This is a genomic window from Pelatocladus sp. BLCC-F211 (genome assembly GCF_041928655.1).
GTDB lineage: Bacteria > Cyanobacteriota > Cyanobacteriia > Cyanobacteriales > Nostocaceae > Pelatocladus.
Genome location: NZ_JBHFLM010000078.1, coordinates 65,338 through 92,255 on the forward strand (window position 1 = coordinate 65,338; position 26,918 = coordinate 92,255).

General features: G+C 39.7%; 19 protein-coding genes. 10 read left to right on the forward strand and 9 right to left on the reverse strand.

Annotated elements, in window-relative coordinates; genetic code table 11:
- Window positions 1-125: 125 nt before the first annotated feature.
- The gene (locus ACE1AT_RS09495; RefSeq protein WP_374867604.1) at window positions 126-2,072 is read right to left on the reverse strand and encodes an alpha-amylase family glycosyl hydrolase; all 1,947 of its coding nucleotides are present in this window, start codon (window positions 2,070-2,072) and stop codon (window positions 126-128) included.
- Between the two features lie 599 nt (window positions 2,073-2,671).
- Between ACE1AT_RS09495 and ACE1AT_RS09500 the strand changes: the two genes are divergently transcribed.
- The gene (locus ACE1AT_RS09500) at window positions 2,672-4,747 is read left to right on the forward strand and encodes a cation:proton antiporter (protein ID WP_374867606.1); all 2,076 of its coding nucleotides are present in this window, start codon (window positions 2,672-2,674) and stop codon (window positions 4,745-4,747) included.
- Between the two features lie 103 nt (window positions 4,748-4,850).
- Here the strand turns inward: ACE1AT_RS09500 and ACE1AT_RS09505 are convergent, their stop codons facing one another.
- Genes ACE1AT_RS09505 through ACE1AT_RS09520 form a run of 4 tightly spaced genes read right to left on the reverse strand, consistent with a single transcriptional unit; the run spans window position 4,851 to window position 9,420 of the window.
- A complete protein-coding gene (locus ACE1AT_RS09505; RefSeq protein WP_374867608.1) occupies window positions 4,851-5,456 on the reverse strand; it encodes an FHA domain-containing protein in 606 nt (201 codons plus the stop codon).
- Window positions 5,434-7,566 (reverse strand): substrate-binding domain-containing protein, encoded by a 2,133-nt coding sequence (locus ACE1AT_RS09510; protein ID WP_374867610.1) that lies wholly within the window; start codon window positions 7,564-7,566, stop codon window positions 5,434-5,436. Before ACE1AT_RS09510 ends, ACE1AT_RS09505 begins: the two co-directional genes overlap by 23 nt.
- 54 nt (window positions 7,567-7,620) lie before the next feature.
- On the reverse strand, window positions 7,621-8,289 hold the full coding sequence (locus tag ACE1AT_RS09515) for a response regulator (protein WP_374867612.1): 669 nt from the start codon (window positions 8,287-8,289) through the stop codon (window positions 7,621-7,623).
- Window positions 8,290-8,304: 15 nt separating this feature from the next.
- The gene (locus ACE1AT_RS09520) at window positions 8,305-9,420 is read right to left on the reverse strand and encodes a sensor histidine kinase (protein ID WP_374867614.1); all 1,116 of its coding nucleotides are present in this window, start codon (window positions 9,418-9,420) and stop codon (window positions 8,305-8,307) included.
- A gap of 540 nt (window positions 9,421-9,960) precedes the next feature.
- On the opposite strand from ACE1AT_RS09520, the gene ACE1AT_RS09525 reads away from it, so the two are divergent.
- The 8 genes from ACE1AT_RS09525 to ACE1AT_RS09560 are packed head-to-tail and all read left to right on the forward strand — an operon-like array spanning window position 9,961 to window position 15,412.
- A complete protein-coding gene (locus tag ACE1AT_RS09525) occupies window positions 9,961-10,803 on the forward strand; it encodes a Pvc16 family protein (RefSeq protein WP_374867616.1) in 843 nt (280 codons plus the stop codon).
- 29 nt (window positions 10,804-10,832) lie between these two features.
- Window positions 10,833-12,494 carry a phage tail sheath family protein gene (locus ACE1AT_RS09530; RefSeq protein ID WP_374867618.1) on the forward strand — a complete coding sequence of 554 codons (1,662 nt, stop codon included), beginning with the start codon at window positions 10,833-10,835 and terminating at the stop codon, window positions 12,492-12,494.
- A 51-nt stretch (window positions 12,495-12,545) separates the two neighbouring features.
- Window positions 12,546-13,001 (forward strand): phage tail protein, encoded by a 456-nt coding sequence (locus tag ACE1AT_RS09535; RefSeq protein WP_374867620.1) that lies wholly within the window; start codon window positions 12,546-12,548, stop codon window positions 12,999-13,001.
- Window positions 13,002-13,023: 22 nt separating this feature from the next.
- Window positions 13,024-13,506 carry a phage tail protein gene (locus ACE1AT_RS09540; RefSeq protein WP_374867622.1) on the forward strand — a complete coding sequence of 161 codons (483 nt, stop codon included), beginning with the start codon at window positions 13,024-13,026 and terminating at the stop codon, window positions 13,504-13,506.
- Between the two features lie 11 nt (window positions 13,507-13,517).
- Window positions 13,518-13,880, forward strand: a complete 363-nt coding sequence (locus ACE1AT_RS09545) for a hypothetical protein (RefSeq protein WP_374867624.1) — start codon at window positions 13,518-13,520, stop codon at window positions 13,878-13,880.
- Window positions 13,881-13,902: 22 nt separating this feature from the next.
- Window positions 13,903-14,283: a phage tail assembly protein gene (locus tag ACE1AT_RS09550; RefSeq protein ID WP_374867626.1), complete on the forward strand. Its 381-nt coding sequence runs from the start codon at window positions 13,903-13,905 to the stop codon at window positions 14,281-14,283.
- 17 nt (window positions 14,284-14,300) lie between these two features.
- The gene (locus ACE1AT_RS09555; RefSeq protein ID WP_374867628.1) at window positions 14,301-14,429 is read left to right on the forward strand and encodes a DUF6760 family protein; all 129 of its coding nucleotides are present in this window, start codon (window positions 14,301-14,303) and stop codon (window positions 14,427-14,429) included.
- A complete protein-coding gene (locus tag ACE1AT_RS09560) occupies window positions 14,426-15,412 on the forward strand; it encodes an FHA domain-containing protein (RefSeq protein ID WP_374867630.1) in 987 nt (328 codons plus the stop codon). Before ACE1AT_RS09555 ends, ACE1AT_RS09560 begins: the two co-directional genes overlap by 4 nt.
- Window positions 15,413-15,521: 109 nt before the next feature.
- Here ACE1AT_RS09560 and ACE1AT_RS09565 read toward each other — a convergent pair whose 3' ends face one another.
- The 4 genes from ACE1AT_RS09565 to ACE1AT_RS09580 all read right to left on the reverse strand — a co-directional run bounded on the left by ACE1AT_RS09565 (window position 15,522) and on the right by ACE1AT_RS09580 (window position 21,573).
- Window positions 15,522-17,705, reverse strand: coding sequence for a hypothetical protein (locus ACE1AT_RS09565; RefSeq protein ID WP_374867632.1), 2,184 nt, complete (start codon window positions 17,703-17,705; stop codon window positions 15,522-15,524).
- Between the two features lie 15 nt (window positions 17,706-17,720).
- Window positions 17,721-19,949, reverse strand: coding sequence for a hypothetical protein (locus ACE1AT_RS09570; protein ID WP_374867634.1), 2,229 nt, complete (start codon window positions 19,947-19,949; stop codon window positions 17,721-17,723).
- A 96-nt stretch (window positions 19,950-20,045) separates the two neighbouring features.
- Window positions 20,046-20,882 (reverse strand): serine protease, encoded by an 837-nt coding sequence (locus tag ACE1AT_RS09575; protein WP_374867636.1) that lies wholly within the window; start codon window positions 20,880-20,882, stop codon window positions 20,046-20,048.
- 40 nt (window positions 20,883-20,922) lie between these two features.
- Complete coding sequence (locus tag ACE1AT_RS09580) at window positions 20,923-21,573, reverse strand: COP23 domain-containing protein (RefSeq protein WP_374867638.1); 651 nt, start codon at window positions 21,571-21,573, stop codon at window positions 20,923-20,925.
- A 682-nt stretch (window positions 21,574-22,255) separates the two neighbouring features.
- Between ACE1AT_RS09580 and ACE1AT_RS09585 the strand changes: the two genes are divergently transcribed.
- Complete coding sequence (locus ACE1AT_RS09585) at window positions 22,256-26,911, forward strand: CHAT domain-containing protein (protein WP_374867640.1); 4,656 nt, start codon at window positions 22,256-22,258, stop codon at window positions 26,909-26,911.
- Window positions 26,912-26,918: the final 7 nt, after the last annotated feature.

The following is a 26,918-nucleotide window of genomic DNA, read 5'->3' on the forward strand; positions in this document are numbered from 1 at the left end:
TAAAGCGTACTCATTATGAGTACATATGTCAAGTTATTCCTCTATCCTTTGGTAGGGATGAATCAGTTAACAGTTAACTGTTACCAGTTTAATTTGATAACTGATAACTGATAACTGATAACTGATTAAGACTCCCGTCCCGAAGCCCAGGTGTCACGCCATTTCACAGTACCTTCACTAGCAATGACCCAGCGTCGAGAAACTAGATTTTCCCGTAGGGGAGAACCTCCTTCGCGCCACATGGCATATTTGTAGCTGATTAGCTTACCAGCACTTTCATCAAAGGGAATTTCAGCAAACCAGGTGTTGGAGTTGATGTATTCTAGGGGGTAGGCTTTACCGATGTCCCAGTTACCAAGTTCGGGACAATCTCCTGTCACCACGATGGTTTCTCCGGGTTGAGTGCATACGCCATTGAGTTGTACTCGGACAATAGTTTGGCCTTTGACACGTTCACCAACATGACTGATGGCGATCGCTTCTTTGGGTGCAAGTTCCAAATTATAAATCTTGCCGTCTTTAACCTCAAACTTGCGTCCGGTTAATAAACAAGTATGTTCCCGATCTGGTAATTCAGTGTCAACTGCCTCTACAGTAACAGCATCACCTCTATTTAATGCGACAAAACAACGAGAGTCACGATAGCGACGCACATAGCAATAAACATCCGGTGTGATATATTTTTGCCATTGACTACCCATTGATATTGCTGGGTTGAGACGGCGTAGTCCCGAAAGTTTGCGGACATCTCGATAAATGGGGGTATCAGTATCCCAAGATTCCATCATCGGACGATTGTAGGGATCGTTGTTACCGTAGATATTATCATCACCGTTAGTATCATTATGCAGGTATTGTTCTGTGCCATAAAATAGGCAAGGGATACCGCGAGTAGTCATCAACAAAATCACCGCCAATCGCAAGATTTCGGGATCAGGGTTGATAGTTTGAAAACGGTGCATATCATGGTTATCGATGAAGGTGATGAGTTCGGTTGCACCGTTATAGCGATAGTCTAGGTCTAGTACGTTCTGAACCAAGTAAAAACCTTTTTCATCAAACTTAGCTAAACTTTGGCGAATTGCCATACACAAGCCAAAATCGAGGATACTCATCCCAGAGTTGTTAACGAATTCTACAGCGCGATCGTCGTTAGGATTGCTGTAAATCCATTCGCCAAAAATAAACACATCTGGTTTGTGATTGTACATCTCACCATTAAACTCTTGCCAAAACCAAATTGGCATATGCTTAACAGTGTCTACTCGCAACGCATCCACACCCCGATCTAACCACTGTTTGATTGCAGACTTAATATAGTTGCGGTACTGAATATTGTTTTCGTTAAAAGTGGCTAGTCCTGATAATTCACAATTTTGGACTTGCCAATCGTCTTCCCAATTGGTAACTTCACCGTAATGGTGATACCAATGGTCTTTGTCATCATTAAAATCGGCAATTTTTACTCCATCATCATATAATTCGCCCTTACTACCACCAGTGTCTGGGCTACTATGATTACAAACAATATCTAACACTAGCTTCATCTTGCGTTTATGCAATTCTGCAATCAAGCGATCGAAAACAGTGTTTTTCTGATCTTGAGTTTTGTTGAGAGAAGGATCATCATCAACAGCAATGTAGCGGGGATTTATGCGTTTAAAATCTTTTGTCCAATAGCCATGAATAGCAGCACTTTCAATAAATAATTCTTCCACTTGTTCAAATAAGGGAGTTAACCAAATCGCAGTGACTCCTAAATTCTTGAGATAATCAAGTTTGTCAATCACTCCTTGCAAATCTCCACCCCAGTACTTACCCCATTCTTCACGATTGGGATCATAAAGTTCAGCATTTATCCCTTGACTATTGTCAGGATCACCATCATAAAAGCGGTCAACGACAATAAAGTAAAGTGTTTCTTGGCGAAATTCTATATCTCTGGTGTAGAGAAATTCTAAATCAATTTCTGTATCTGATGGTGGGGTTTGGACAATTGCTTCGACTTCTGCTGTTGGGTTCTCGACTTTGTATTGAGCATCTGAAGTTTGAGAAGGAAGATTTGCTACCATAGTAAGTTGATAAATTAATTAAACTGATAATTAGATTGTCAAGAAACGCGGATTGTGAGAAATTGATTATTTGATTGCACGCTTCTTTCCATCGCAAGTATCTATTTATTTATTCAAAAAATACATCTATCCCTAGTTAGGCTTTTTTAGGACTTGAGATAGATTTACGAACCAAGCTTGATTGTATATATTAACTAGTTATTAACTACTATTTAATTTCTGCATGTTTATCTAAATTAAGTGTTAGTTTATTTCGTCTAATGCTGAGACTAAAATTTGAATTTTCATGCTACCAGAGGATTTTTTTTTGTTCAGCAGATAGATATAATCCAATACGGTTCAGTTAAGGCTAAAAACTAAAACTAGCGTAGGTTGGGTTGAGGAACGTAGACGCGCCCTGCGCGGCTTCTCGCAGAGTAACCCAACATTATCAAGGCTTTGTTGGGTTTCACTTGCACTCAACCCAACCTACATTTCTTCTTAACTGAACCGTATTGAGATATAATCAAAACTCTCAAATAGATCAATAGAAAGAATAAAATATTCACATTTAGTGACATAGAAATATTAAAATATTAAAATATTCAGAGGGTAACAATTTGCTACTACAAAGTCCAATTATTGCATTCACAATCCTGCTATTAGTCATCTTTACCGTACCACCTATTTTTGAAAAGTTACGGCTACCCGGATTAGTAGGTTTGTTAATAGCAGGTGTCTTACTTGGTGAGAACGGACTCAAGTTACTAAACTCAGAATCTGAAACAATCAAGTTGCTATCGGAAATTGGTAAAGTTTACTTAATGTTCGTAGCAGGTTTAGAGATTGATCTTGAGCAGTTTCGCAAAACTAGAAATCGATCAATTGGATTTGGAACTTTAACGTTCTTAGTACCCTTAATTGCTGGAATTGTTGTTGGTAAATTATTTAATTTTAGTTGGAATACTTCTGTTTTAATAGGTTCTTTACTTGCTTCTCATACTTTGTTGGCATATCCAATTGTCAGCCGCTTGGGCGTGGTGACAAATGAAGCTGTGACAGTGACAATTGGCGCCACAATTTTTACTGATACTGGTGCTTTGTTAGTGCTAGCGATTTGTGTTGGCATTCATGGTGGAGAATTTACAGCCCTGAGTTTAATTACCCTTTTAGGGGGATTAGCTATTTACTCTGCTGTTGTTTTATTTGGTTTTGACTGGGCAGGAAAAGAATTTTTTAGACGTTCTGGTGATGAACAAGGTAATCAATTTTTATTTATCTTATTGGCATTATTTATCGCATCTGTTGGAGCGCAGGTAATTGGCGTTGAAAAAATTGTTGGTGCATTTTTAGCAGGTTTGGCTGTCAATGATGTTTTAGGACGTAGCCCAGTTAAAGAAAAAGTTGAGTTTGTGGGCAGTGTTTTGTTTATCCCTTGTTTTTTTGTAGACATGGGATTATTAATTGATATTCCTGCCTTTATCAAAACCCTAAGTTCAGTTTGGTTAGCTGCGGCAATTGTGGTGGCGTTAATTGGTAGTAAATTCACAGCTGCATTTCTAGCCAAATTATTGTATCGCTATAACACACCAGAAATGCTAACGATGTGGTCATTGTCACTACCACAAGTAGCAGCTACACTAGCAGCGGCTTTAGTTGCCTATGAAACAGTTAATCCTGCGGGTGAACGGTTAATAAATGAGGGTGTATTAAATAGCATAATTGTCTTAATGTTGGTGACTGCGATACTTGGCCCAGTAATTACAGCACGATTTGCAACTAGACTAACAGTTTCCCAAACTGACTGGGCAAAAGATAAACTATCTACGTGGTGGCAAGCAGATAGTTGTGATGTGGATCTGGATGAACAAACGCAATATCCATTCACTGTTGTTGTTCCTCTATATAATCCCCAAACTCAGCGCTATTTGATCGAAATGGCTGCACTATTAGCGCGTCACGAATCAGGGAAGATTATTCCACTAGCCATAGCCAAAGCTCATGTGCAAATGGATGATCCGTGCTTAACAACCGCACTTGATCAAAGTCAGCAACGTTTGAAGGGTGTTTTAGAAATTAGTCAAGAATTTGGCGTAGAAGTCTCACCAGCAGTCCGGATTGATGACGATGTTGCTTTGGGAATTTGTCGTACTAGTCGCGAACAAAACGCCAGTTTAGTTGTCATGGGTTGGTCGCGTAACACAGGCATTCGCGCCCGCTTATTTGGTAATGTGATCGATAGCGTGTTTTGGTCTTCTCACTGTCCGGTAGCTGTGACAAGATTGTTAAGTAGTCCGACTACTATCCAGCGCATTCTTGTACCAGTGGGAGATTTAACACGTCAAACTATAGGCGCTGTCAGGTTTGCCCAAATTTTAGCAGATGCGAATCACGCAGAAGTAGTACTCTTACATGTGGGCGATCGCAGAACACCAGAAATTCAGATTGACAAGTTTAAGTCCCAACTGTCTGTTATAGCTTCTGAAAGTAAATTACAAGTAAATACCGACATCCAAACAATAACTGGTGATGATGTGGCTAGAGTAATTATTCGTGAAGCCAAAACATTTGATTTAGTAGTTTTGCGATCGACTCGTTATCGTACCGCTGGTGGATTAGCCGTCAGCGAAGTGACAAGCCAGGTAATTAAAGAGTTGACTTGCTCAATTGTATTGCTGGGAGAGCCTCATTCTTGATTAGTTCAGTGGTTAGGCAAAATTAAAGTTATGGGTGGAGGTGACTCCAGCTATTGCTTCGGATCTAAATCAATGTTTGGATAGTTAAAGATGGGTGGTTAGTTTAACTCACCGCCACCGTAAAACACACGAGATTATTTTGCCCTAGTTGCAATGAATCACCGTTAATTAGGCGATACGGGACACCAGGATTCAAAATATTACCATTTAAATAAATACCATTGGTACTCATATCCACAATCATATAAGCATTTTGCGACCAATCCCAGTGAATTCGCCCATGATGACGAGAAATTATGCCATCATTGGGAATACCTGTGAGGTCAATTTCTGGTGGAACTGGTATACTCTGACTGCGACGACCAATATAACCGCCTTCCCCTGGTAAATGAAATTCTCGCCCGGAACTGTGAATCAGTTTTAGGAGTGGTATTTTGGGAGATGGAGGTGATACCGGAACTGGTGGTGCTGGCTGGGGGTAAGGATTTCGAGGCTGATATTGAGTTGAATCAACAGCAGGTCGATTCGTTGGTAGTTCTATGGGTTTTGGGTGAGGTTGAGGAGTCGGTGGCACTGGAGTGGGTTGAGATGGTGTATTGGGAACTACATTTCCCAAGGTCGTGCCACACATAGGACAGATGTTTGCATTACTAGGAAGAGTGCGATTAAAATATTCACAATTAGGATTAGGACACCGATTTACAGGCATTGGAATTTAGATATTTATCTGGCATTGATTGTAATGGCACAAGTCCTACCTTATACAGTAGACACTGTCCTTCACGGGTAGTTAAAATCTCAGCAAATTTAGAACCCGCAGGTGGAAGAGTGTTGTCTTTAGGGTACACGACAAACATCGGGTAGCCCAAGGGGTAGTTACCTGTTTTAAAATTGTCAACTTCCAGGTAGTTTTCTTTGTCGCACAAATTTACTAAAGGGTTGATAGGTTGGCGACTCTGTCGTCTATACAAAGCCTGAGAGGGAGGTTTTTGATCATCAACTACAGCTAAGGGATAACCAGAACACTGATTCCAAGTTTTACTGAGAATACCAAAACTGATTATACCAGTGCGACCTTCGTCAAATTCTTTGAGAATTAACTGCTGGGTTTTTTCTGTAGCCATGGTCGTCACGTTGGCTGTAAATAAAGCTATGTCGCCAGGATCATCTTTGAGTACTAATTTTTGAAATTGCTGTACTGCTTCAATTTCTTTTGGCACATAGGGTTTAATGGGAAGATTGGGACCTCCCAGTTGCTGCCAATTTGTTAGCTTCCCTGTATAAATTTGATGCAGTTGCTCAAGGGTAATTTGCCCTTTTAATGCCTTTGGTAGATTGGAATCCTTTTTACTGAAAGCAACAAACACTAGTAAACCATCATAAGCCACCTGTTTTTTTTCCATTTCATCAGTAATACCACTGAGTACACTAGTAATTGCAAAGTTTTTTGTATTTGTTTGCACCGCTTCTATGGGTTTACTGACTGTTGTGAAATCGATTGAGGAAACTGGTACGTAGTCAAAGGTTGCTTCTATATCTGGTCTTGGTTTGGTTAATAATTCTTCCAGGGTGCGATCGCTCTGTGGTCTTAAACTTAAAATTAAACTCCAAGTACCATCCCTTTCGCCAGTGTAAGTAAATTCTCCGGGAGGAATACCGTTGACATCGGTAAAACTGGGCAAAAGTTCATTCCAAGGTCTAAATTTTTCCTGCACATATTCTGAATTCCGCCAGAAAAAATACCAAATTCCTCCCCCAATTAACACTAAAGTCATCACTCCCAGAATGATCCACAACCTTTTTTGGTGCTTGGTTTGGGTTTCGGAAGCATCCAATGCTACTAAATTGTTGTCTTGCTGTGGTTTTGGTAATTTTAGCAACTCTTGACGAGCAGTTTCGGCATTCTCGAACGGTGTTCCTAAACCAATTAAGCGACGGATAAAAAGCTGGAGATGACTATCGGTTGCAAACCATGACTGCTGATCTCTGGGATTGAGTGGTTGACCTGTAGTGGGGTTGGTTTGCCTTCCGGCCCATAGATAAAAAGCTACTAATCCCAAGGATACCAGATCCTGGTTTGGTTCTGGTTTAGTTTTTTGGGCAAAAGCTGGTGGTACAAATAAGTTTTCCCACAAAAATAAATCACAAAGATATATATAAATATGCTGATGGTTTTTAATTTCAATCAACATACTATCTAAACTCAGATTGCCGTGGGCTAAACCTTGCTGTATTTGGTTAGCAGGTAGACGCAGCTTTTGAGTGTGGAGAAATACTAAGGTTTGTAAGGCTTGATTAAGTACCTCACGCACCTCAGAGGAAAACATTGCCCTATTTTCTCGCAAATATTGACCTAAAGTTTGATATGTTTCGGTATTTTGAATGATTAAATAACAGCGTTCCCCTGTTTCGTCAGCAATAGCTTCCCACGAGTTAACTAAACGAAAGTTTTGAATTCTACCATCTGCTAAACTTACCCCTGCTACCCTTTTAAAAGTCTCTTTGGTTTGCAGGGTTTCCTGTGGATTAAAACACCGACTGGGGAGCAGATATTCCTTAATTACCACTGATTGACCATCTTGGAGTTGTTTTCCGGAGTATAAACGACCCATACCCCGCACCCCTAAAAAACCTGTTACCTGATAATTACCCCGATTACCTTTAATTTCTGATGGTAGGGGTAATGTTGCTGGGAAGCCACATTCTAAGCAAAATTTCGCCCCTTTTACTTGCTGTGCTGTCTCCCAAGGGCGATCGCAATTTAAGGGTGCATTGCGTGAACAGGGATATTCTCGATATAAATGTTCCGGTGATGGCATATTAAAGTTTTTTTATATCACATTTTTGGCTTTTTATAATATTTATGATCATATTTAAGTTGCCACCAATCCTAATTTTAAAGCAGCTACAATTGCTTGGCTACGACTAGCAACCTTCAATTTATCAAAAATACTTGTGAGATGTGCTTTCACTGTAGCGACAGAAATATATAAATGCTTGGCGATTTCTTCATTAGAAGCACCCTGGGTTAACCAGTAGAGGACTTCTTTTTCTCTGTCCGTTATATGTAGCTGATGACAAGTTTTTAATGATGAATCAAAATCAGCTTGAAAACGTCGAAAAAATCTACTAGCAACTTCTGTAGGTACGTAAATTTCCGAGTTAATTACAGTATTGATAGCTTCACTTAACTGAGTAGCTAAACGACTCTTAAACACATAACCTGATGCACCTGATTGCATGGCTCGAAAAATCCAGTCATCTTCTTGATGACCTGATAATACTAACACTTTGCCAGCATAAGACATTTCTTTAAGATGTTGTAAAGCTGTAATTCCATCACTATGATCTAATTCTAAATCTAGCAAAATTAAATCTGGATGTTCCTGAAATGCTAGTTTTAAAGTCTGGTCTACATTAGCTGCTTCACCAACAATGTCTACAAGGAAGGAGCCATTAATATTATAAAAATTCAGGAGAGTACGTAATCCTTGGCGAAAACGTTCTTCATCATCCACTATTAACACTAAAAGTTTTTTCATACTAAGCACATCTCCCTACACCTTAATTTTTCGAGGTATGATTAAAGAAAATTGCGCCCCTCCAGTCCCTAAATTTTGCGCCCAAAGGCTACCTTGATGGTCAAGAATTATTTTCTTAGCAACAGTCAAACCAAGTCCTGTACCACCTTGACGTCGAGAATAAAATGGAGTAAAAATCTTTTGTAAATCTTCTTCTGATAATCCTGGCCCTTCGTCAGCTATTTTAATTAAAACCTCTCCTTGAAAAGTCTGCCAATTACAGGTAATACTTCCTGATATTGGACTAAAGTAAACTGCATTACTCAATAAATTATCAAAAACTTGCTTGATTTGTAGACTATCTAGCATGAGGATAGTCGATGTATCAGAAAGGTTAATTTTCAGCTTTTTTTGATTAATTAAAGGTTGTAACCCTTTAATACTTTCATCTACTATTTGTCTTAAGTCTTGGGGCATTAATCTTAAAGTATTACCCTGACTACAATCAATCATTTCACTAAGATTAATATCTAATTTTTGAATACTATCTCGAATTATTTCTGCTTGTTCTTGCCAAGGATTATCTTTTAATCCAAAATATAAGTTTTGTGCATAAAGAGAAATAAGGGAAAAAGAATTACGTAATTGATGACTTGCTCGTTGTAAGATTTGTTCTAGCAGTTTGACTTCTGCTTTTTGCAATTCGCACTCTATATGTACTTCTATATATTTACTTAACATTCTTGCTGCATTTTTCAGGTATTTTTGCAATTCTTCGGATAAAGGCTCAGTAGATAATACCTGAATATATTCTGGTTTTTTATTTCTATAACTGAAAGGACAAATATATGCAAAAAAATGCGGATTATCAAAATTTATTTCGGCAATATTAAAAGTAACAGGATAATCAATTAGCCATTTTTCTGAACGTAAATAATTTAAACTTTGCTGAATTAAATTTCTCTGTAAATTTGCATATTTAATTACTTCTTGATATTCTTTTTTGCAGGAATTATAAAATACTATTCTGGTAAAAAGTAAAGAGTCTCGACTAGTTATCTGTTCTGATTGTAATTCACAAAAACTTTTGATATCTAAGTTTTCTAAATTATTGATTAAGTTATTTTTATTAGTTGCATTATATGTAACCATTACTTTATTCTCTTTATTAAAAAACTAACAAAAAATATAAAAATATTGCCAATATTCAGATATTATTATCTGCATTGATGTTAGTTAAAGCTAGAATATTTTTTTATTCAATACTTATTCTGTCAAAATAATTAATTAAACCCAATTTAATAAACATCTTACTCTGAAGTTTTCAAATTTTATGAATCCATATCTAGAACGTTTAATAAGTTTAAGTTTTTTAATTATTTCAACAGCATCACTTGCATATTATTTTCAGAATGTAATGGCAATAGGCATGAAAAATTAGTGCAGGAGATCCCTGGTTTATAGAAGTTTTTTATGAAAATTTACTTTGTGTATTTGTATTATAAATAGTAGGAACAAATATATTTATTACGATTTTTGTCTTACTCGATTTTTATCTGATGAATACAGAAATAAATTTAATATAAATTCACAATAAAATTCTGCACTATAAATATTCGACAAAAGTCTAATTAACTTTTCCTAGCACATACAGATACCCTAGAAGCATCTAAACTAGCTACCGTCTGAGTGATGCTGATCTTCGTTCTTCAAACCTTAGCAGAAATTCTGGCAGGGGGGACTTCCTTGACTAGTACAGAGCAAGTTGACTTTAGTCATCCAGGAAATATCAGAGAGGAGGGTAGAGGAGCAATACTCAATTTATATGTGTATGACATTCGTGAGAGTAAGCAGTTACAGCACTCTGGTAGACAAGTAGAACGCAGACCGACACAAAGGGGTTTACAACCTGTGACGGTTAACTGGTCTCCGAGTTGGTTTGATGTCTCTCTGCTATTAACAGCTTGGGATAGAACAACTCTAGGTGAACATCTCTTACTCACAGAAGCCTTAACTGTACTTCTGAGACATCGTTCTTTGCGAGAGGAATTTTTGGTTCAGGAATTGCGGGATTATGGCAATTTGTCCATGACAGTTTCTTTAGAACCCCCTATTGAAGTTGGCTCATTATGGAGCGCTCTTAGTCTACCCTTGCGTCCAGCTTTGTATTTGACAGTACCAGTTCCCTTCGAGACAAGACCGGATTCCGTACCTTTGGTTTGGGAACGAATTATCAGTATGCAAAATCAATGGCAAGGTAATGGAGATAGTACTGTTGTTACCAAGCGGGTAGCGATCGCAGGTATTGTCAAAAATTCAGTAACAAATTTACCCATTGCAGCTACGGAAATTACTGTTATTGGGACTGAAAAATCAGCCCTGAGTAACCAAGAAGGACTATTCTTTTTTGAAGACCTGCATTTAGGTAACTATATTTTGAGACTAAATTGTCCTGACTATTTACCCCAAAATGTCAACGTATTGGTGGATAGTCCAAATTACACCTTTAAAGAAATCTTACTGACTCCTGCATAAACCACTTTTACGAACTTGGAGATATTTTCATGGCTAGACTTGATTACTTTGCACCTGGTGTATATGTCGAAGAAATTGACCGGGGTAGCCGACCAATTGAGGGTGTTAGTACAGCCATTGCTGGATTTGTAGGTTTTACAGAAGATGTGCGCGGTGGGGCTGAATTATTTAAGCCCATGCTGATCACCAATTGGACGCAATATCTCAACTATTTTAGTCGTCCTAACTCTGATGGTTTCACCGATTTTAATGCCTATTTACCCTTTGCAGTCTACGGTTATTTTATGAATGGTGGGGGTCGCTGCTGGGTGACAAGTATCGGTACTCAATTACCAGGTACACCGAAACCCCGGACTCCAGAACCAGCTTCCCTACAAATTGCTGGTCGTGGTAATCGTCCATCGCTGAATTTTACTCTCCGTCCCGAACAAGTAGCAGGGGGAGCCATTAATATCTTAATTACTGATAGCGCCCCTCGTCCTCTACCTGAAGGTGTGGAAGGAGAATCACCACCTAATACAGGGGAATACTTTACAGTCCAAATTCGTCGCGGAGAGGAAGTTCTGGAACAGTATGAAAACTTGACCATGAACCGGGAGGTTGCACCCCAGGTCGCAACTTATGCACTGGAAGCATTGAGAAATTCCATGTATGTCACTGTGGAAGATATTTCTCGCAGTGGACAGCCTTTAGCTCGTCGTCCAGGAAACGGTCAGTACGAAATTTCACCGCCCATAGTAGCTTCTTCACCCGATAGATTTGCGACAGAAGTGGAGGGCGTCAGAGATGATCGTACAGGGGTAAGGGGGATTTTTGAAATTGACGAAATCACCATGCTGGCTTGTCCTGACTTAATGCGGGCTTATCAAGCACAGGTAATGAACCTCGATCAAGTTCATGGCATCATGGAACTGATGATTAGTATGTGCGAGGGTTCAACTAGTGGCGATATTCCCAATCCACCCAACCGCATGGTAGTCATTGATCCACCCCCTGAGTACGTTAAACCCCAAGAAGTGGTGGATTGGCTGCATAGATTCAACCGTCGGTCTATGTTTGCTGCTCTTTATTACCCCTGGATTAAAGTACCTAACCCCCGCAATGGTGGTAGACCAATTCTTGTACCTCCTTGCGGTCACATCATGGGTGTATGGGGACGCACAGATGAAACTAGAGGTGTTTATAAAGCACCAGCCAACGAAGTACCGAGGGGGGTTATCGGTTTGGGTTATGATACCAATTTCCGCGAACAAGAACTATTAAACCCTTTAGGTATCAACTGCATTCGTAACTTCCCCAATCGTGGTATTCGGATCTGGGGTGCAAGAACTCTGGTAGAACCGGATAAAACCGAGTGGCGTTATATCAGTGTCCGCAGATTAATTAGTTACATTGAAAAATCGATTGAACTAGGTACTCAATGGGCAGTGTTTGAACCCAATGATGAAGACTTGTGGGCGCGGGTGAGACGGACTGTTAGTAACTTCCTAGAACGCATTTGGCGCGAAGGTGCTTTATTTGGGTCATCACCAGAACAGGCTTTTTATGTCAAATGCGATGAAGAATTGAACCCACCAGAAACCAGAATTTTAGGTCGTTTATACATTGAAGTCGGTGTTTGTCCCGTCAGACCTGCGGAGTTTGTAATTTTCCGCATTAGCCAGTGGAATGGTATTGAAGAAAGCGAGTAGTAGCGTGACTCGCCAATCTCAGCAATCAACTCACAAGGAGAAATCTAAAATATGGCAGGCGAATATTTAACCGCGTGTAAATTTTATTTTGAGGCAGACGGCATTACTGATAAATTCATCAAAGAAATTAGTGGCTTGGGTGTAGAAAATACTCCAGCGCAGGAAATTCATGGCTCCTCTAGGGCAGGTCGGATCATGCGTCAAGCCACACCGACAGTAGTCAAATTTACTAATATCACTGTCAAGGTAATTGCAACGGATGATGTAGACCTTTATAACTGGTATCAGAAGTGTAATGAAGATATGGGAGATCCACGTCAGTGGGCGCAGAATCGGAAAACAGCTTCTGTAGTAGCTTATGACCAGCAGGGTTCAGAGAAAGCTCGGTGGAACATCGTCAATTGTTATCCTTGCAAGTACACAGGGCCCACCTTAACCGCTTCTGGGGGTGATATGGCGAACGAAACTATTGAATTAGTGCATGAAGGTATCAAACGTGTTAAGTAATTAGGATTAGTAGTCAACAACAGTGGCAAAATCTACAAACCTTCCGGAAATTCTCACAGCCTGTCGTTTTTACTTGGGATTGACCCTAGACAATTCTAAAGACATTGATTGTCACTTTTTAGAATGTCGGGGATTTCAACAAACTCAAGCTCCGATTGAAATCTGTGAAGTCACAAATAAAACAGGTAGTGGTGCAGCGCAACAGGTTGTGAGAACCAAAATTCCTAGTAATGTCAAATGCGGTAACATCACATTACGTAAGGGTATGAGCAGTTCTAAAGAACTTTGGGACTGGTTTGATTCGGTGCAAAATGGTAATTGGGGAAAACAACGCAGACTTGTTGCATTATCTATTTACAATCAAGCAAGCGAAGAAGTAGCCAGATTTGAATTAAAAAATGCTTGGCCCAGCAGTTATAAACTGACCGATGTGAATGCTCGTAGTACAGAAATCGAAATCGAGGAATTAGAGGTTGCTTTTGAGCAGTTTAAACGTGAGAAGTAATCAGGAGGAATATGTTTCCTACAGAATTTGAATTTACATTGCCAAAGGGCTATTTAGACCCTGACGGTAATCTTCATCGCAAGGGTGTAATGCGTCTATCGACAGCGATAGATGAGATTGCACCTCTACGTGATCCACGAGTAAAATCTAATGCAGCCTACGCCACAATTATTATTTTGTCGCGGGTAATTACTCGCTTGGGGGCTTTAACAGAAATTTCCCCGATGATAGTAGAAAACTTTTTTACTCAAGATTTAAACTATTTGCAGGATTTTTATCGTCAAATTAATTGTTTGGAGGGAGAAACTTCATTACCAAAAGAAACAATTAATTCATCTGCGGAGACGCAAAATTTCGCGTCTCTACATTCATAATTGAAAACAGTTTTATTTAATTATGCGCCGTAAAGATCATCTTTGTACTGAATTTAGCTTTACTTTACCTAAAGGTTTAGTTGACGCTCAAAACCGCGTACATCGTCATGGGGTGATGCGTTTAGCTACAGCCAAAGACGAAATTCTAGTGCAACAAGAACGTAAATTTCAAGAAAATCCTGCTTATGGAGTTTTGATGATGCTTTCGCGGGTAATTATTCGTCTAGGTAGCTTAAATTATGTTAGCCCCGATTTACTCGAAGGTTTAGTCATCCTTGATATATCTTATCTCCGGGAATTTTACAATCGGATTAACCAACAAGGAGATGCACATATATTAACTCAGTGTCCCCATTGTAATGCTCAGTTTGCAGTACAACTAGAACTTGCGGGGGAGTTATAAGCTACCCCTCAGATAAGTTGTATGAGGAGGTAGCTTTTATTGCTTATCATTTTCATTGGTCACAAGAGGAAATATTGAATTTAGAACATACTACACGGCAACGCTGGGTAGAAGAGATTAATAAAATTAACCAAAAATTATTATGAAAATCAAAGTTTGTAATTCAGAAACATTAGCTGAATTAAAAGAATTTGACCTGATATCAGCCATGAAAATAACAGGTGAATGCATAATAGGTCGTTCGGCAGAATCTGGTTTAGTGTTAGATAGTCTTGATGTAAGTCGGCATCATGGTAAGTTATTTACTAAGGATGGAAATTATTATTTCTGTGACCTTGGTAGTAGAAATGGTTCGATGGTTAACGATGAATTGGTAGAAAAAAATCAAGAGTATCTGTTAAATAGTGGTGATAGTATCCGCATTGGGGATTTTCTTCTGAAGATAGAACAGGAAGAAGAATTACCAGAAACAGTGTTTAAGGTTATAGATCCCTGGCTGTTAAAAACTAAGCCAATAGATGTTAAAGAGATTCTCAAAGCCGAAGAAATGGTTCCACCAAGTGCAGCTATCAGTGAAGTTGTGGAGGGAATTATTCCCAAGTCGGGGGAAATGATTTTACCTCCTGAAGTTGTCAGTGAAGTTGTAGAAGAAGAAGAAGAAGAAATTCCCACACCAGAGGAAATTGTTCAATCTCCTGAAGCAATTACTGAGGATGTTAGCACAATCAAAACTCCTGAATTACTAACACAAAAACACATAGTACTTATTGCTCACGATACTAAAACATCAGAACTAGTTGAATTTGTTTCCCAGCATCAAGATTTGTTTTCTCAGTGCCGCACTATTTCATGGTCATCTATTAGTGAGAGAATACATCAACAGACTGGTATTACTATTAGTCAAGAAATTCCCTCAGAAATTTCTGGAGGATATCAAACAATAGCTTCATTAGTTAATTCAGGAGATATCTTAGCAGTTATTTTCTTGAGAGATTTTCTGCAACCCCACTCAGGACAAGCAAATGAAGAAGCTCTGTTAAGATTATGCAACATTAATCAAGTTCTACTTGCAACTAATATGGCAACAGCAGCAGCGATCGCAAATTACATTTTCTATTCTCCCAAATAAAAACTTAGAGTAAAATATATTAATAATAGAGAATAGAGAATCACATGGTTTGATTTTAGAATCTGAACTTAGTTTTAGCAACGGAAAAATTTCGAGCGATCGCCAGCAACTAAAAACCTTGATCATTAACTTCAGGAGTAGATTCTACTGTCGGCTCTACTTGAATTGAAAATACTTTGCTCTCCTTTTGACCATGCTTATCAGTTGCTGTTAGTGTAATTTGAGGTGGCAATACTTGAGTGACTTGAATTTGCTTACTACCTTCTGGAGGTACTGTGCCATAAGGAGTAAGTTCAACCTGAATATCTTCTTCCCCCTCTACCTTCCAACTAACAGTTAAATTTTCTCCTACTTGCAGAACTCTTGATGGTTCTTCAGTCCCAGTCCCATTGAGTGTAAAATAGACAATTTTTAGTGGCTTTGGTAATACTTTAATATTAATTGGAGATGAGCTAGAACTAGGTTGTTGTTTAGATTTAGATACAGTGATTAATTGAAGATTATAATTGCCTGCTGGCAGAATATCTATGGAGAAATTATTACAGGTTAATTGTTGCTTTTCTTGTGGACAAATACCAGTTTGATTAATTTCTTCATAGGTAATAATTTTCTCCTTAGAAATTGTCCCATTGTCTGCCTTGGCAATAATTCTTATTGCTGCTAGTTTTTCTAGATATTTAATTGTCCAATTCAAAAGTATAGTTTCATTGTTCTCATAAGTAGGTTGATTTGATTGAAAACTGATGATCTCTGGTTCCGGTTTAGCAACTATCTCTACTTCTGTTGTTTGAGAAGTAACTGCATTTTTACGGCGAGAAAAAGCTTTCAATTCAAAGGTATACTTACCTGGTTCTTTAGCCTCAGTTTTATAATTCGTACAAATTAGAACTTGCCTTTCTTTTTTACAAGGAGTGTCTCCACTGGTATTTTCCTTTCTTAATTCTTCGAGGGATAACTCTCTTGGGGGGGTGGGTACTGATCCTTTTGTTGTTAATACTAGTTTTTGCAATTGCTCAAAATTATTGATTCTCCAATTCAAAAGTACGCGATCGCCTTCATTGATTCTCGGTTCCCTTGAGCCAAAATCTTCCAATTTCAATGGTTCAGGGTTGAAAATTTTCCAAACAATTAACCCTATTCCGGTCATTATGCCTAAAATTACTAGTATTAAAAGTAAAAATTGCCACCAAGGTCTGGCTTTCCAAATTAAAGTTCCTTGCGGTAATTTTTCCGGTAGGGGTAATTCTTGTTGGTCTTGAATTTCAAGTTGAAAGTTGATCACAAGTCCAGCACCAAATAATGGTCGTCGCCACCAAGAGTTAGGGGTAACTGCCAAATTGACTACAGTGCTTTTGCTTGGTAGTAATCTTACCTGATTTGGGATGAATTCGTAGGTACACAATTCCTCTTCTTCCTGAGTTTTGGCACTGAGAGCAAGTTGGCGTAAAGTATTACCTGGATTAGCAAGCTTGATTGTATATTTGCCAGGGCTGTAGCTAATTTTTCCCAAGATGGTATTTAGTTCAATATCCAGATGATAAGCTGGCGGTATTTGGATATACACTAAATCCAGCAAGACTAAATCTGGAGAATTTTCTGAAAATAAACGGATAGTTGGAGAGTAAGTTCCCGCTAACGCATCTGCGGGGGGATGAAATTGTAGCCAAATTTGACGCTGTTCACTAGGGTTGAGTTCTAATGCTGTGGTTCCAGAGAATAAACCTACACCTTCCAATCCAGTTGTCGGGTAACGGATTGTAAACCATTCTGCTTCTAAATCCGGACAAGTTAAGCGGAAACGGTCTACCCGTCTGGAGCGATTGTCAACTGTCACCACTACTTGCAAAGTTTCACCAAGTTTATAAATTAGGGGATTGCTGGGATTGGTAGTTGGCTGGAGTGAAAATGTGGGGTCATGTTCTCGAATTACGGTCTGTTGTTTTAACAGCACCTTAATTTCGCCTGGGTATTGTATGGGTGTATCTTGGGGATAATGTTCGGGAGCATCTACAATCAGAGTGTAATCATAAGTACCCGGTAGTTTATCAACAGGGATTTGAAACTGAAAGCTCACCTCGGTACTTTGTTGGGAAGCAAGTGCTACACGTTCTCTTGGTGAAATATTGGAGCAAGTAAAATTTTGGAATGCTTCGTCAAAAAATAAATCAATAAGTGCGCTTTGATCCCCTTGATTCATAACCACTACATGGAGTTCCAGCATATCTCCCGGCATTCCATTTTGAATACCTGGTGGATTGATAATCACTTTCAGGGGGCTGGATTTGCTGTACATTCCATGTATACTCGCTTATCTGAGACGGTGTCGGTGTAGTTTGACCTGAAAATCCTCACCACCGCTGACAATCATAATGCTTTGATTACCTGTCTTCAGGTCAATGGTGTTAATTTTCTTGGGGCTTTTGTAAATTTGTTTACCTGTCGCTGCTTTGGTTTTGTCGAGTTTATATTCTGGTGTTAAAATCCACACCAGCACTTTACCATCATCTCCAGCACTGGCTAGCAAAGAACCATCTTCACTAAAAGCAATACTACGCACAGATCCCTGACTAGCAAGCCAGCGATCGCGCACTCCTTGCTGATCACAATTTAACTCTCTTGGCTGTTCCTGTACAGTCGTTTCTGTCACCAGTTGACATTGATTTAAATCCCAAATGGTAATATATCCATCAGAATCAGCGGTGGCTAATATTTCTGGAGAATTGGTTGCAAAGGCTAATCCCCAAAGATAATCCTCCTGTCCAGAACTGAGTTTTTTGTCTAAGTTTGCTAATTTTTGGACTGCTAAAGATTGAGGTTGATTCCAATCCCACAAGATAAAACGCTTATAATTTCCAGCGATCGCTAATTTTGTTTGATTTGAGTTGATAGCTAAAGCCCGGACTTGAAAATTGAGTTGCAGCTGCTGTTTCAGGTCAAGAATTTGCTGTGGCTCTCCTTGAAAATCACTATTGGGTGGTTGTCGCATCCACACCCTGACTTTACCACTACCATGACCGCTAAATAGGTAAAGTGAGTTTTTCGTAAATGCGAGGTCAAATACCCGATCAGCAGTTACATCTTGACTATCTCTGAGTTTAAGTATATTTTCGGCTGTCCTCACATTCCATAACTCAATTACACCATTTTCTAGCCCCGCAGCAATGCGATCGCTATATTCAGGCATAAATTCTAAAACACTCACAGCTTGATTGGGAATGCCTAACAAACCTTGGGGCTTTTGTGTGTTACCGCAGGCGATCGCATCACCAGAAAACTTACCATAAGGTTCTAAGGTATTTCCTCGCACATGCCAACGCCTAATTGTACAATCATCGGCACCACTGACAACGGTATCTGCATCACCACTAAAACGCACCGAATTAACCAAAGCAGTGTGGCTGATAGATGCTGGTTGTCTGAGTAACCATGCCAATAACGCTGCCAGCAGTGCCAAAATAGCTACCTGTAACCACAGTGGTAATACAGGCAAAACCTGCACTTCCAGTGACTGCGTTGCTGGGTCTGTGCTACCCAAACGTTGGTCAAAGAGAACTGCTTTAGCTTCCACGTATAAATTTTTACCAATTCCGATCCAAGGACGTTGGGTTTTCACCTCTAGCAGGACTTTGCTTGTCTCTCCTAAACCGAGGTTGGCATCTTCAGGAAACAGCCGAAAACTACATTTGTGATTATCTTTACCCCCAACCTCTACGTTAACTTGTTGGTAAAGATTACTATCATTTTTAAAGAATAATTCAAAGCAAGCTACCTGGGATTTCCAGTTGGGCAACCATCCTCTTTTCGCAGGTATTTTTTGCAGTTTTGGTTTAGCGGTAAACTCTACAAAGCCCACAGGTAAAACTTCTAAACTCCCTTCAGCCTTAGCTGGGGGAACATTCTGACTGATAACTTCTACATTAAAGGGATAATTTTGACTGAGTGCTTGCATCACAGAAGGGGGTTGGCATTGGAAGGTGATTTCTGTGCTACCCCCAGGATCTAAAAATAATCTGCGTTCCCCACTGTCTTTTAGCCAATATGGATCTATACCTGTAACACGCAGCACTATTTCCACCAATTGTTGACCTAAATTCCGTACCCTTACTGGTATATCTACGGTATTGCGGGGATAAACTTGAAACTGTCTTATTGGTAACTCCACACTGACAACGGATGGTCTGCGGTCTGCCTCAATGCGAAGACGCACTAAAAGTCTGCGTTCCTGTCCCAACTGCGGCGAAAAAATTCTCACCGTCAAGTTTACAGTCCCCACAAATCCCGGTAAAGGCGTATTTAAAATAATCACTTGGAATTTAGTCGTACTGCCGTGGGGTTGAGCCGCTGCAACTTCCGGTGACAATCTATACCAGCGATATCCTGAACTGCGATTTTCTCCTGGTGCGGTTACTTCTAGTTGAAAATTGGCAAATTGGTCGCTGTCATTGCTGACAGTCACCTCAAAAGAAGCTGGAGAACCACCTGGTTGAAAGGTGAGTTTTTGAGTTGAAACGCTGGCATTGATTGCAGTATTTTCCATTATTAGTTTTGATCAGCTTTGGTCAGGCGACTGGAATTATAATTTTGCGATCGGGTGATCCAAGTTTTTCTGCAATTTTTGATTTGATGATGATGATTATTCAGCTAATTGCCGATACTTAGAAATAGGGATTGCCCAACTTAAAGACTCCATCTTTTCAAACTCTTCTATAGAAGGCTTTGTACCATCAACAAATGTAAATGCATCTATGCCTTGGATTGGGTACTTTAATCGACCGTTGATCCCGACAACTTCACCCTTCTCATTGAACACCGGACCACCGCTCATTCCTAGTTCGATTTCATTGGTATAGCCTAAACTATAACCTTCTAGCAAAGAGCGCTGCAAAATCCTAGCTATTTTTCCTGTGGTAAACCGAAAAGCTTTCCTACCCCAATTCCGGGTATCTTCCATATTATCTTTATTAATCAAACGATAATTGGGAAATCCAGTAGCATAGACTTTATGACCAACAGATAAAGTATTGGAATTCCCCAGTTTGGCTTTTGGATAAGGGATTTTGCTCGCAAATTCCACTAAAGCTAAATCAATTCCCTGGAAATTAGGCTCAGATTTTAAACGTGCAGGATGAATCTGACCATCAACAGTCAGAACTTTATAGCTATTGCCTTTACTTTTAACCACTACATGACGATTAGTTAAAACTGTATAATTTTGACCACGACGATCAATTACCACCCCAGAACCAGAACCAGGTTCCGTTAAAATCCTGACTGTAACTTCCTGGGCAATGTATTCTAATGTGGAATTCTTCTCTTCTGGTACTACACCTGAAGTGACATTAGGGTTAGGGATTGACTGGTTTATTGGCATTGAGAACTGTGCTGGCATCAATTTCAGTATCAATCCCCCTCCCGCCACAGCTACTATTGCTGAAATTACTAGCAATAACAGTTTTTGTTTATACAACATTTAGTTATCGAAAATAGAATCTTCAACCGCCATGTATATTTCAAATGCTGTTATCTTCCTCAACAGGTGAATTTATGGACTGAGATGGCCCAGATGGAGTCACAGGAGTCGTAGAAGGTTGAATTTTATTACCTGGCTGATTCAGCATTTGCTCTGCTGCTAATCCCAAATTTACTATTGTTCGCCCTTCTACCGAGCGTGATAGAGGTTCACCCGTACCTTTGACACTGAAACTCATCAATTGTTGTAAAATTTCGGCTTCTCGACCTCGTTCTGATGGCTTCAATGTCAGTAACAAATTCTGATCATTACACTCTCCCTGTACGTGGGTAATATAACAAATTACCGGCTGGGAATTAACAGTTCCATGAGTCAGTCGTAATGTCCGTAATCTACCACCTTGTGATGATACAGCCTTGGTTAACTTGCCACTGACAACGCTACAACGTTTTTGAGGCGGCCAGTCTTTAATAGAGGTGTCTTTCCAAGTAATCATCGGTGAAGTAGTCCGATTACCTCTGCGGGCAACCGTAGCATAGTAGTTACCTTGGCGAATGCAATCAAAGGTTGTAATATCTTTTTGGGGCGCTGAATAACTTGGAGTTAATCCTAAGACACTGCTGAATATAAAACCACTACCAACAGTCAGAGCAAGCCAGAATAATTTAGTGGTTGATTTAAATTTGTTCATAAACTCCTTACTCCTCAATTAAGTTTTTGGCAACGCCCAGTAAATAAACTGTCGCGTCTTGACTTTTCCAAACCATTCTCGATATATCAAGGATTACGGTCTCCAAAAAGTGCAACTTGTAGACGCGACAGCTTCTATAAGATGCAAATTTAAGTTTTATGCATTCCTTCTCAGGTTTTGTAAAAAAACCAAAACATTCCGGATATAAATTTACGGGAGTTGAGATTCTGACTTCTAGCTTTTACTTTTACCTTTGAAAGTGTCATCTAATAGGAAATTACCTTGCCACTAACTATGACAATTGCTTGATGAGAAACTGCCACAAGCAGTTTTATTCAGGAGAATTGCTACTGTCTCCTTTACTTTGATTTTACCTGATAAGTATTGGAAAATCATCGGGGTTGACTTTTGACAATCATCACAATTACTCTCACCAGTAATTATTAATTTATGCAAACAATTTAATATTAATAGTATCCATAAGATGATAATTTTTTTAAATGCAATCTGTTCTGCAAGCAATAAGTTCAAAGTTTTTAATTTTTCTATCAGACTGTAAAATAATATTAATTTTGCACACAATTTTTGCCAACATCAATGTGTTTATTGGTGCTGTTTGAACTTAATTATGCTTGCTAATTGATATCTAGGTGCATAGTTAATTTTAAATAGGATTTTAATTATGAATAAACCAATAGCACCCAGGCAGAATCAAGATTATATTTTGCGGTCTGTTCCAAGGTCTAGAAAGAATCCGCAACCTTCCCAGATTCTGGTGAAAAATATTCTTTTGTGGCTATGTGTACTGCCTTTAATTAGCTTACTAGGAATAAAAACAGTACAAGCACAATCGATTGTGCCTGCGGGTGATGGGACGAATACCGTAGTTACACCTGATGGCGATCGCATAGATATTACTGGTGGACAACTGTCAGGAGATAGAGCCAATCTCTTTCACAGCTTTCAGAAATTTGGTTTAAATGCGGATCAGATTGCTAATTTTTTATCCAATCCTAGTATTCAGAATATACTTGGTCGGGTTGTTGGTGGCGACCCCTCGGTTATTAATGGCTTACTCAGGGTGAGCGGCGGTAATTCCAACCTATTCTTGATGAACCCCGCAGGCATTGTTTTTGGTTCTAGCGCTAGGTTAGATGTACCTGGTTCTTTTACAGCTACTACTGGTAACGGTATTGGTTTTGGTTCAAATTGGTTCAATGCTTCTGGTGCTAATAATTTTCAAAATTTAGTTGGGAATCCCGATGCTTTTAGCTTCTCAATGGCTGAACCAGGGGCAATTTTGAATTTTGGTGACTTGGCTGTAGGACAGGGACAAAATTTAACTTTACTAGGGGGTACAGTTGTTAATACTGGAACGGTTTCAGCACCAGAAGGACAAATAACCATCGCTGCTGTACCTGGGGAAAACTTGGTGCGGTTGAGTCAAGAAGGTAGTCCTTTAAGTTTAGAAATTCAGCCACCCTCATCAAGTGATAATCAAGCCCAACCTTGGAGTTTGCCCATATTATCTTTACCCCAATTGTTAACAGCAGGGGGTGGTGGTAATGCTAATAAACTCACAGTTAACTCTGATGGGACAGTGCAACTATCAGGTTCGGGTATCTCTGTGCAGAATGGGGATGTAGTAACGGGAAATGTGACTGCGAAAACTGCAATCTTGACAGCAAAGCGGAATTTGACATCGGTAGAAAGTCAACTCAACACCACTGGGGACTTGAATCTGCTAGCAGAAGATACGGTAAGGATACGGGATAGTGTGACTAATCCCTTTGTGGCTCAAGCTGGGGGTAACTTATACATCCAAGGAAATCAAAACATTGACATTTTGACATTAAATCACCCTGGCTCACTATTCAAGAGTAGTGGGAATCTGAGCTTAGTGAGCGATGGTATTATTTCTGGGGATGCTCACTTTACTAGCGGTGGCAATTTCTCGATTCTCAATTTGGCAGGAAAACCAGGTCAATTTGTGAGTCTTTACGATCCAATTATTATATCTAGTGGTGATGTTACTTTTGGTGATTACACGGGTGCAGCGCTGAAAGTAGAGGCGGTGGGGAATATTAATGGTGGTAACATTACAATCAACTCGCCAGAAAGTCCAGGTATAATCTCTAGTTCCGATCCAGACTTTAGCACTTTGACAACCAGTTCTGCTCTGATTTTACGGGCTGGTTTATCCTCCGTGGGTTCTCCCACAACTTCTTCTGGCTTCACTCTTTCCTCAACACCATCACCAGAGGGAAGTATTACAGTCGGCAATATTGATACATATAATTCTGGTGGTGGCGGTCCTGTAATTCTGGACGCTAGAGGTAATATTACTACAGGCTTTATCTTCGCTGGTTTCAATGACGGTACTACAAATGGTGATGTCAATATAATTTCCCGTCAAGGTTCTATCAATATCCAGGGAACTACAAGCGGTGGCTATAGTATCCTTGCAGATTCCATAAACATCAATACTCCTGGTACTCTGGATATAGTTGGTGACTTAACTACACGTAACGACAGGACAACGTCCGCAGGTAACATTACTATTGGGAATCAGTTAGTTCCAACTTCTATCACTGTTGGTCACATTAGTACTAGAAATTTGGGCGGTGGGAATGGTGGTAAGATTGACATCCGCACCAGTGGCTCATTTAATGCAAAGCGTGCTTTTTCGAGAAATAGTGGCAACCCTGTTGATCCCGTTAATTCGGATGATGTAGTCAGCATAGCTAGTGAAGCGAATGCTAATGGTGGAGAAATTAGTATTATTGCCAATGGTGGCATTAATACTGTAGCCGGAATTGCTAGTAATAGTATTTCTTCTGGTAATGGGGGTAAAATCACTCTGACTAGCAACAATGGTGGGATAAATGTTGGTGGCCCTCTAAATTCTTCTGCTAGTAGTGGTAATGGTGAAGCGATCGCTCTCAATGCTAACGGTAACATTACTACAGGTGCAATTAATTCTTCTGCATTTGGTGAATCTGGTGGCAAAGTCACCTTAGAAGCTACAAATGGTAATATCAATACAGGAAAAATTGATACCCATACTTCTGGAAGTGTAGTGGTCGGTTCCGAAGCTCAAGGTGGTGAAGTATTCTTGAGTGCTGGAGGTAGCATCATAACTGACGCTATTGATACCTTCTATCGAGGATCTAACAGAAATAGAGCCAAAGGAGGCGCAGTCACTTTAAACGTTGGTAATAACATCACAACTGGTGCAATTAATTCTTCTGCTTTTAGTGGTGAGTCCATAACCTCTACTGAAGCTGGTGGAGTTACCTTAGCATCTGGAAGGGATGTTAATTTTATCAGCATTAACACCGAAGCTTTCAGTTCCGGTGGAGAATACAGAGGTGGGGATGTGAAGATTACTGCAAATGGAGTTGTTAAAGGAACAGGAATCATTAGTGATTCTGCCATACCTCCTGTCTTTGGGCCTCCCCCTGCCAATACAACCATCTTAACTAGAGGAGGTATTTCATCAGGTTTAATCTCTATTCAACACAATGGCGGACTAGACAATGTTCCATTCACCGTGGGTGATGCCAGCGTCAACGGCACAGCAGGAGCAATTAATGCAGGTGATACCTCAATAATCTTACCCACAACGCCATTTCCCGTCCTGCCAAATGGCGGTACAGTGAATCCCCTACCAAGGATTTCAATCACTTCAATCAATAGCCCACCGACTCTGACAGCAAACACCAAATTGCCTGATACGAAACTGGCTCAACCACCGCAGCCCATTAAGTTTACTTATGCAGATTTAAAGCTAATTGTCAATGATGCTGACGGTGATCATATTTCTGTGCGTGTAGATCGTATTCTCGCTGGAAAACTCACAAGAAATGGTATTGAAGTCACACCAGGAACAATTTTGTCATCTAGTGACCAGTTGGAGTATACACCCCCAGCTAAAACCATTGGTAATATCAAAGCTTTTGTGATCAGTGCCAGTGATAATGTTTCCTCTTCCGGGCAAGAAATTACAATTAATGTTGAGGCAGCAATAGCACAAAAAGAGTCTAATGACCTACAAAAACCTAGTGAACCGATATTAAGACCTTCTTTACCAAATGGCAATGTCTTGTCTCGTATAACAATTGATCCCGCAGCGGCTGCAATTGATGACACATTTACAGGTCAGTATGAATCATATCTGAGCGTGGATAAACGCAGTCGTGTAACTCTAGATCAAGCACGCAGTATCTTACTGCCGATAGAGAAAGCAACTGGGACGAAACCTGCAATTATTTATGTCACTTTTCTTCCCTTAACCAATCAACTGGATGTAGTATTGGTGACTAGCAAAGGCGATCCGATTCGCAAACTAGTATCCACAGCCAAGCGAGATGAGGTTTTGAAGGTTGCTCAAAATTTCCAAGAAGCTGTGAGTGATCCCCTGAACGAAGATTACTTGGAACCTGCTCAACAGCTATATAAATGGATGGTAAAACCCCTGGAAGCAGATTTACAGGCTCAAGGCATTAATAACTTGCTATTCATTACTGATGAAGGATTACGCTCCATACCATTAGCAGCCCTCCACGATGGTAAAAACTATTTGGTAGAAAAGTATAGTATTGGCTTTACACCCAGCCTCAGCCTGACTGATACTCGCTATGCAGATATCAAAAACTTCCAAGCAATAGCTATGGGAGCATCGAAGTTTCAAGAGTTAAAGCCTTTACCTGCTGTTCCTGAAGAGTTGTCTTTGGTGGCACAAAATTGGCGTGGAAAGTCTTTCCTCAACCAAACGTTCACTTTGAACAATCTCAAATCTATAAATCAAAATCAGCGGTTTGGTATCATTCACTTAGCAACTCATGGAGAGTTCAACAAGGGAGAGGCTAACAACTCCTTCATCCAACTGTGGAATCAAAAGCTTCGTCTACCAGAACTACGCCAATTACAATTGTATGAAATCCCTAATAAACGTCCTCCTGTAGAATTGTTAGTACTTAGTGCTTGTGAAACAGCCTTGGGGAATAAAGACGCCGAGTTAGGTTTCGGAGGACTAGCAGTTCAAACTGGAGCCAAAACTGTGCTAGCAAGTTTGTGGAAAGTTAGCGATGCAGGTACTTTAGGATTAATGACAGAGTTTTATTACCACCTGAAAACAGCTCCTATTAGATCCGAAGCATTACGACAAGCGCAAGTTGCTATGCTCAAAGGAGAAACCCGCATCGAAAATGGGCAACTATTGACTAGGGAAAAAGTAGTTACGATACCACCTGAATCGCCAGATTCAAAATTAAAACAAGCCCTTACTCATCCCTATTATTGGGCAGCGTTTACCATGATTGGTAATCCTTGGTGAATTTAGT

What these genes read in the sequence shown, in the direction of transcription:
- ACE1AT_RS09550 (WP_374867626.1), top strand. Translation starts at nt 13,903, where the DNA reads ATGCGCCGTAAAGATCATCTTTGTACTGAATTTAGCTTTACTTTACCT.
- ACE1AT_RS09545 (WP_374867624.1), top strand. Translation starts at nt 13,518, where the DNA reads ATGTTTCCTACAGAATTTGAATTTACATTGCCAAAGGGCTATTTAGAC.
- ACE1AT_RS09565 (WP_374867632.1), bottom strand. Translation starts at nt 17,705, where the DNA reads ATGTACAGCAAATCCAGCCCCCTGAAAGTGATTATCAATCCACCAGGT.
- ACE1AT_RS09520 (WP_374867614.1), bottom strand. Translation starts at nt 9,420, where the DNA reads ATGGTTACATATAATGCAACTAATAAAAATAACTTAATCAATAATTTA.
- ACE1AT_RS09515 (WP_374867612.1), bottom strand. Translation starts at nt 8,289, where the DNA reads ATGAAAAAACTTTTAGTGTTAATAGTGGATGATGAAGAACGTTTTCGC.
- ACE1AT_RS09530 (WP_374867618.1), top strand. Translation starts at nt 10,833, where the DNA reads ATGGCTAGACTTGATTACTTTGCACCTGGTGTATATGTCGAAGAAATT.
- ACE1AT_RS09525 (WP_374867616.1), top strand. Translation starts at nt 9,961, where the DNA reads ATGCTGATCTTCGTTCTTCAAACCTTAGCAGAAATTCTGGCAGGGGGG.
- ACE1AT_RS09570 (WP_374867634.1), bottom strand. Translation starts at nt 19,949, where the DNA reads ATGGAAAATACTGCAATCAATGCCAGCGTTTCAACTCAAAAACTCACC.
- ACE1AT_RS09505 (WP_374867608.1), bottom strand. Translation starts at nt 5,456, where the DNA reads ATGCCTGTAAATCGGTGTCCTAATCCTAATTGTGAATATTTTAATCGC.
- ACE1AT_RS09585 (WP_374867640.1), top strand. Translation starts at nt 22,256, where the DNA reads ATGAATAAACCAATAGCACCCAGGCAGAATCAAGATTATATTTTGCGG.
- ACE1AT_RS09580 (WP_374867638.1), bottom strand. Translation starts at nt 21,573, where the DNA reads ATGAACAAATTTAAATCAACCACTAAATTATTCTGGCTTGCTCTGACT.
- ACE1AT_RS09510 (WP_374867610.1), bottom strand. Translation starts at nt 7,566, where the DNA reads ATGCCATCACCGGAACATTTATATCGAGAATATCCCTGTTCACGCAAT.
- ACE1AT_RS09560 (WP_374867630.1), top strand. Translation starts at nt 14,426, where the DNA reads ATGAAAATCAAAGTTTGTAATTCAGAAACATTAGCTGAATTAAAAGAA.
- ACE1AT_RS09575 (WP_374867636.1), bottom strand. Translation starts at nt 20,882, where the DNA reads ATGTTGTATAAACAAAAACTGTTATTGCTAGTAATTTCAGCAATAGTA.
- ACE1AT_RS09535 (WP_374867620.1), top strand. Translation starts at nt 12,546, where the DNA reads ATGGCAGGCGAATATTTAACCGCGTGTAAATTTTATTTTGAGGCAGAC.
- ACE1AT_RS09495 (WP_374867604.1), bottom strand. Translation starts at nt 2,072, where the DNA reads ATGGTAGCAAATCTTCCTTCTCAAACTTCAGATGCTCAATACAAAGTC.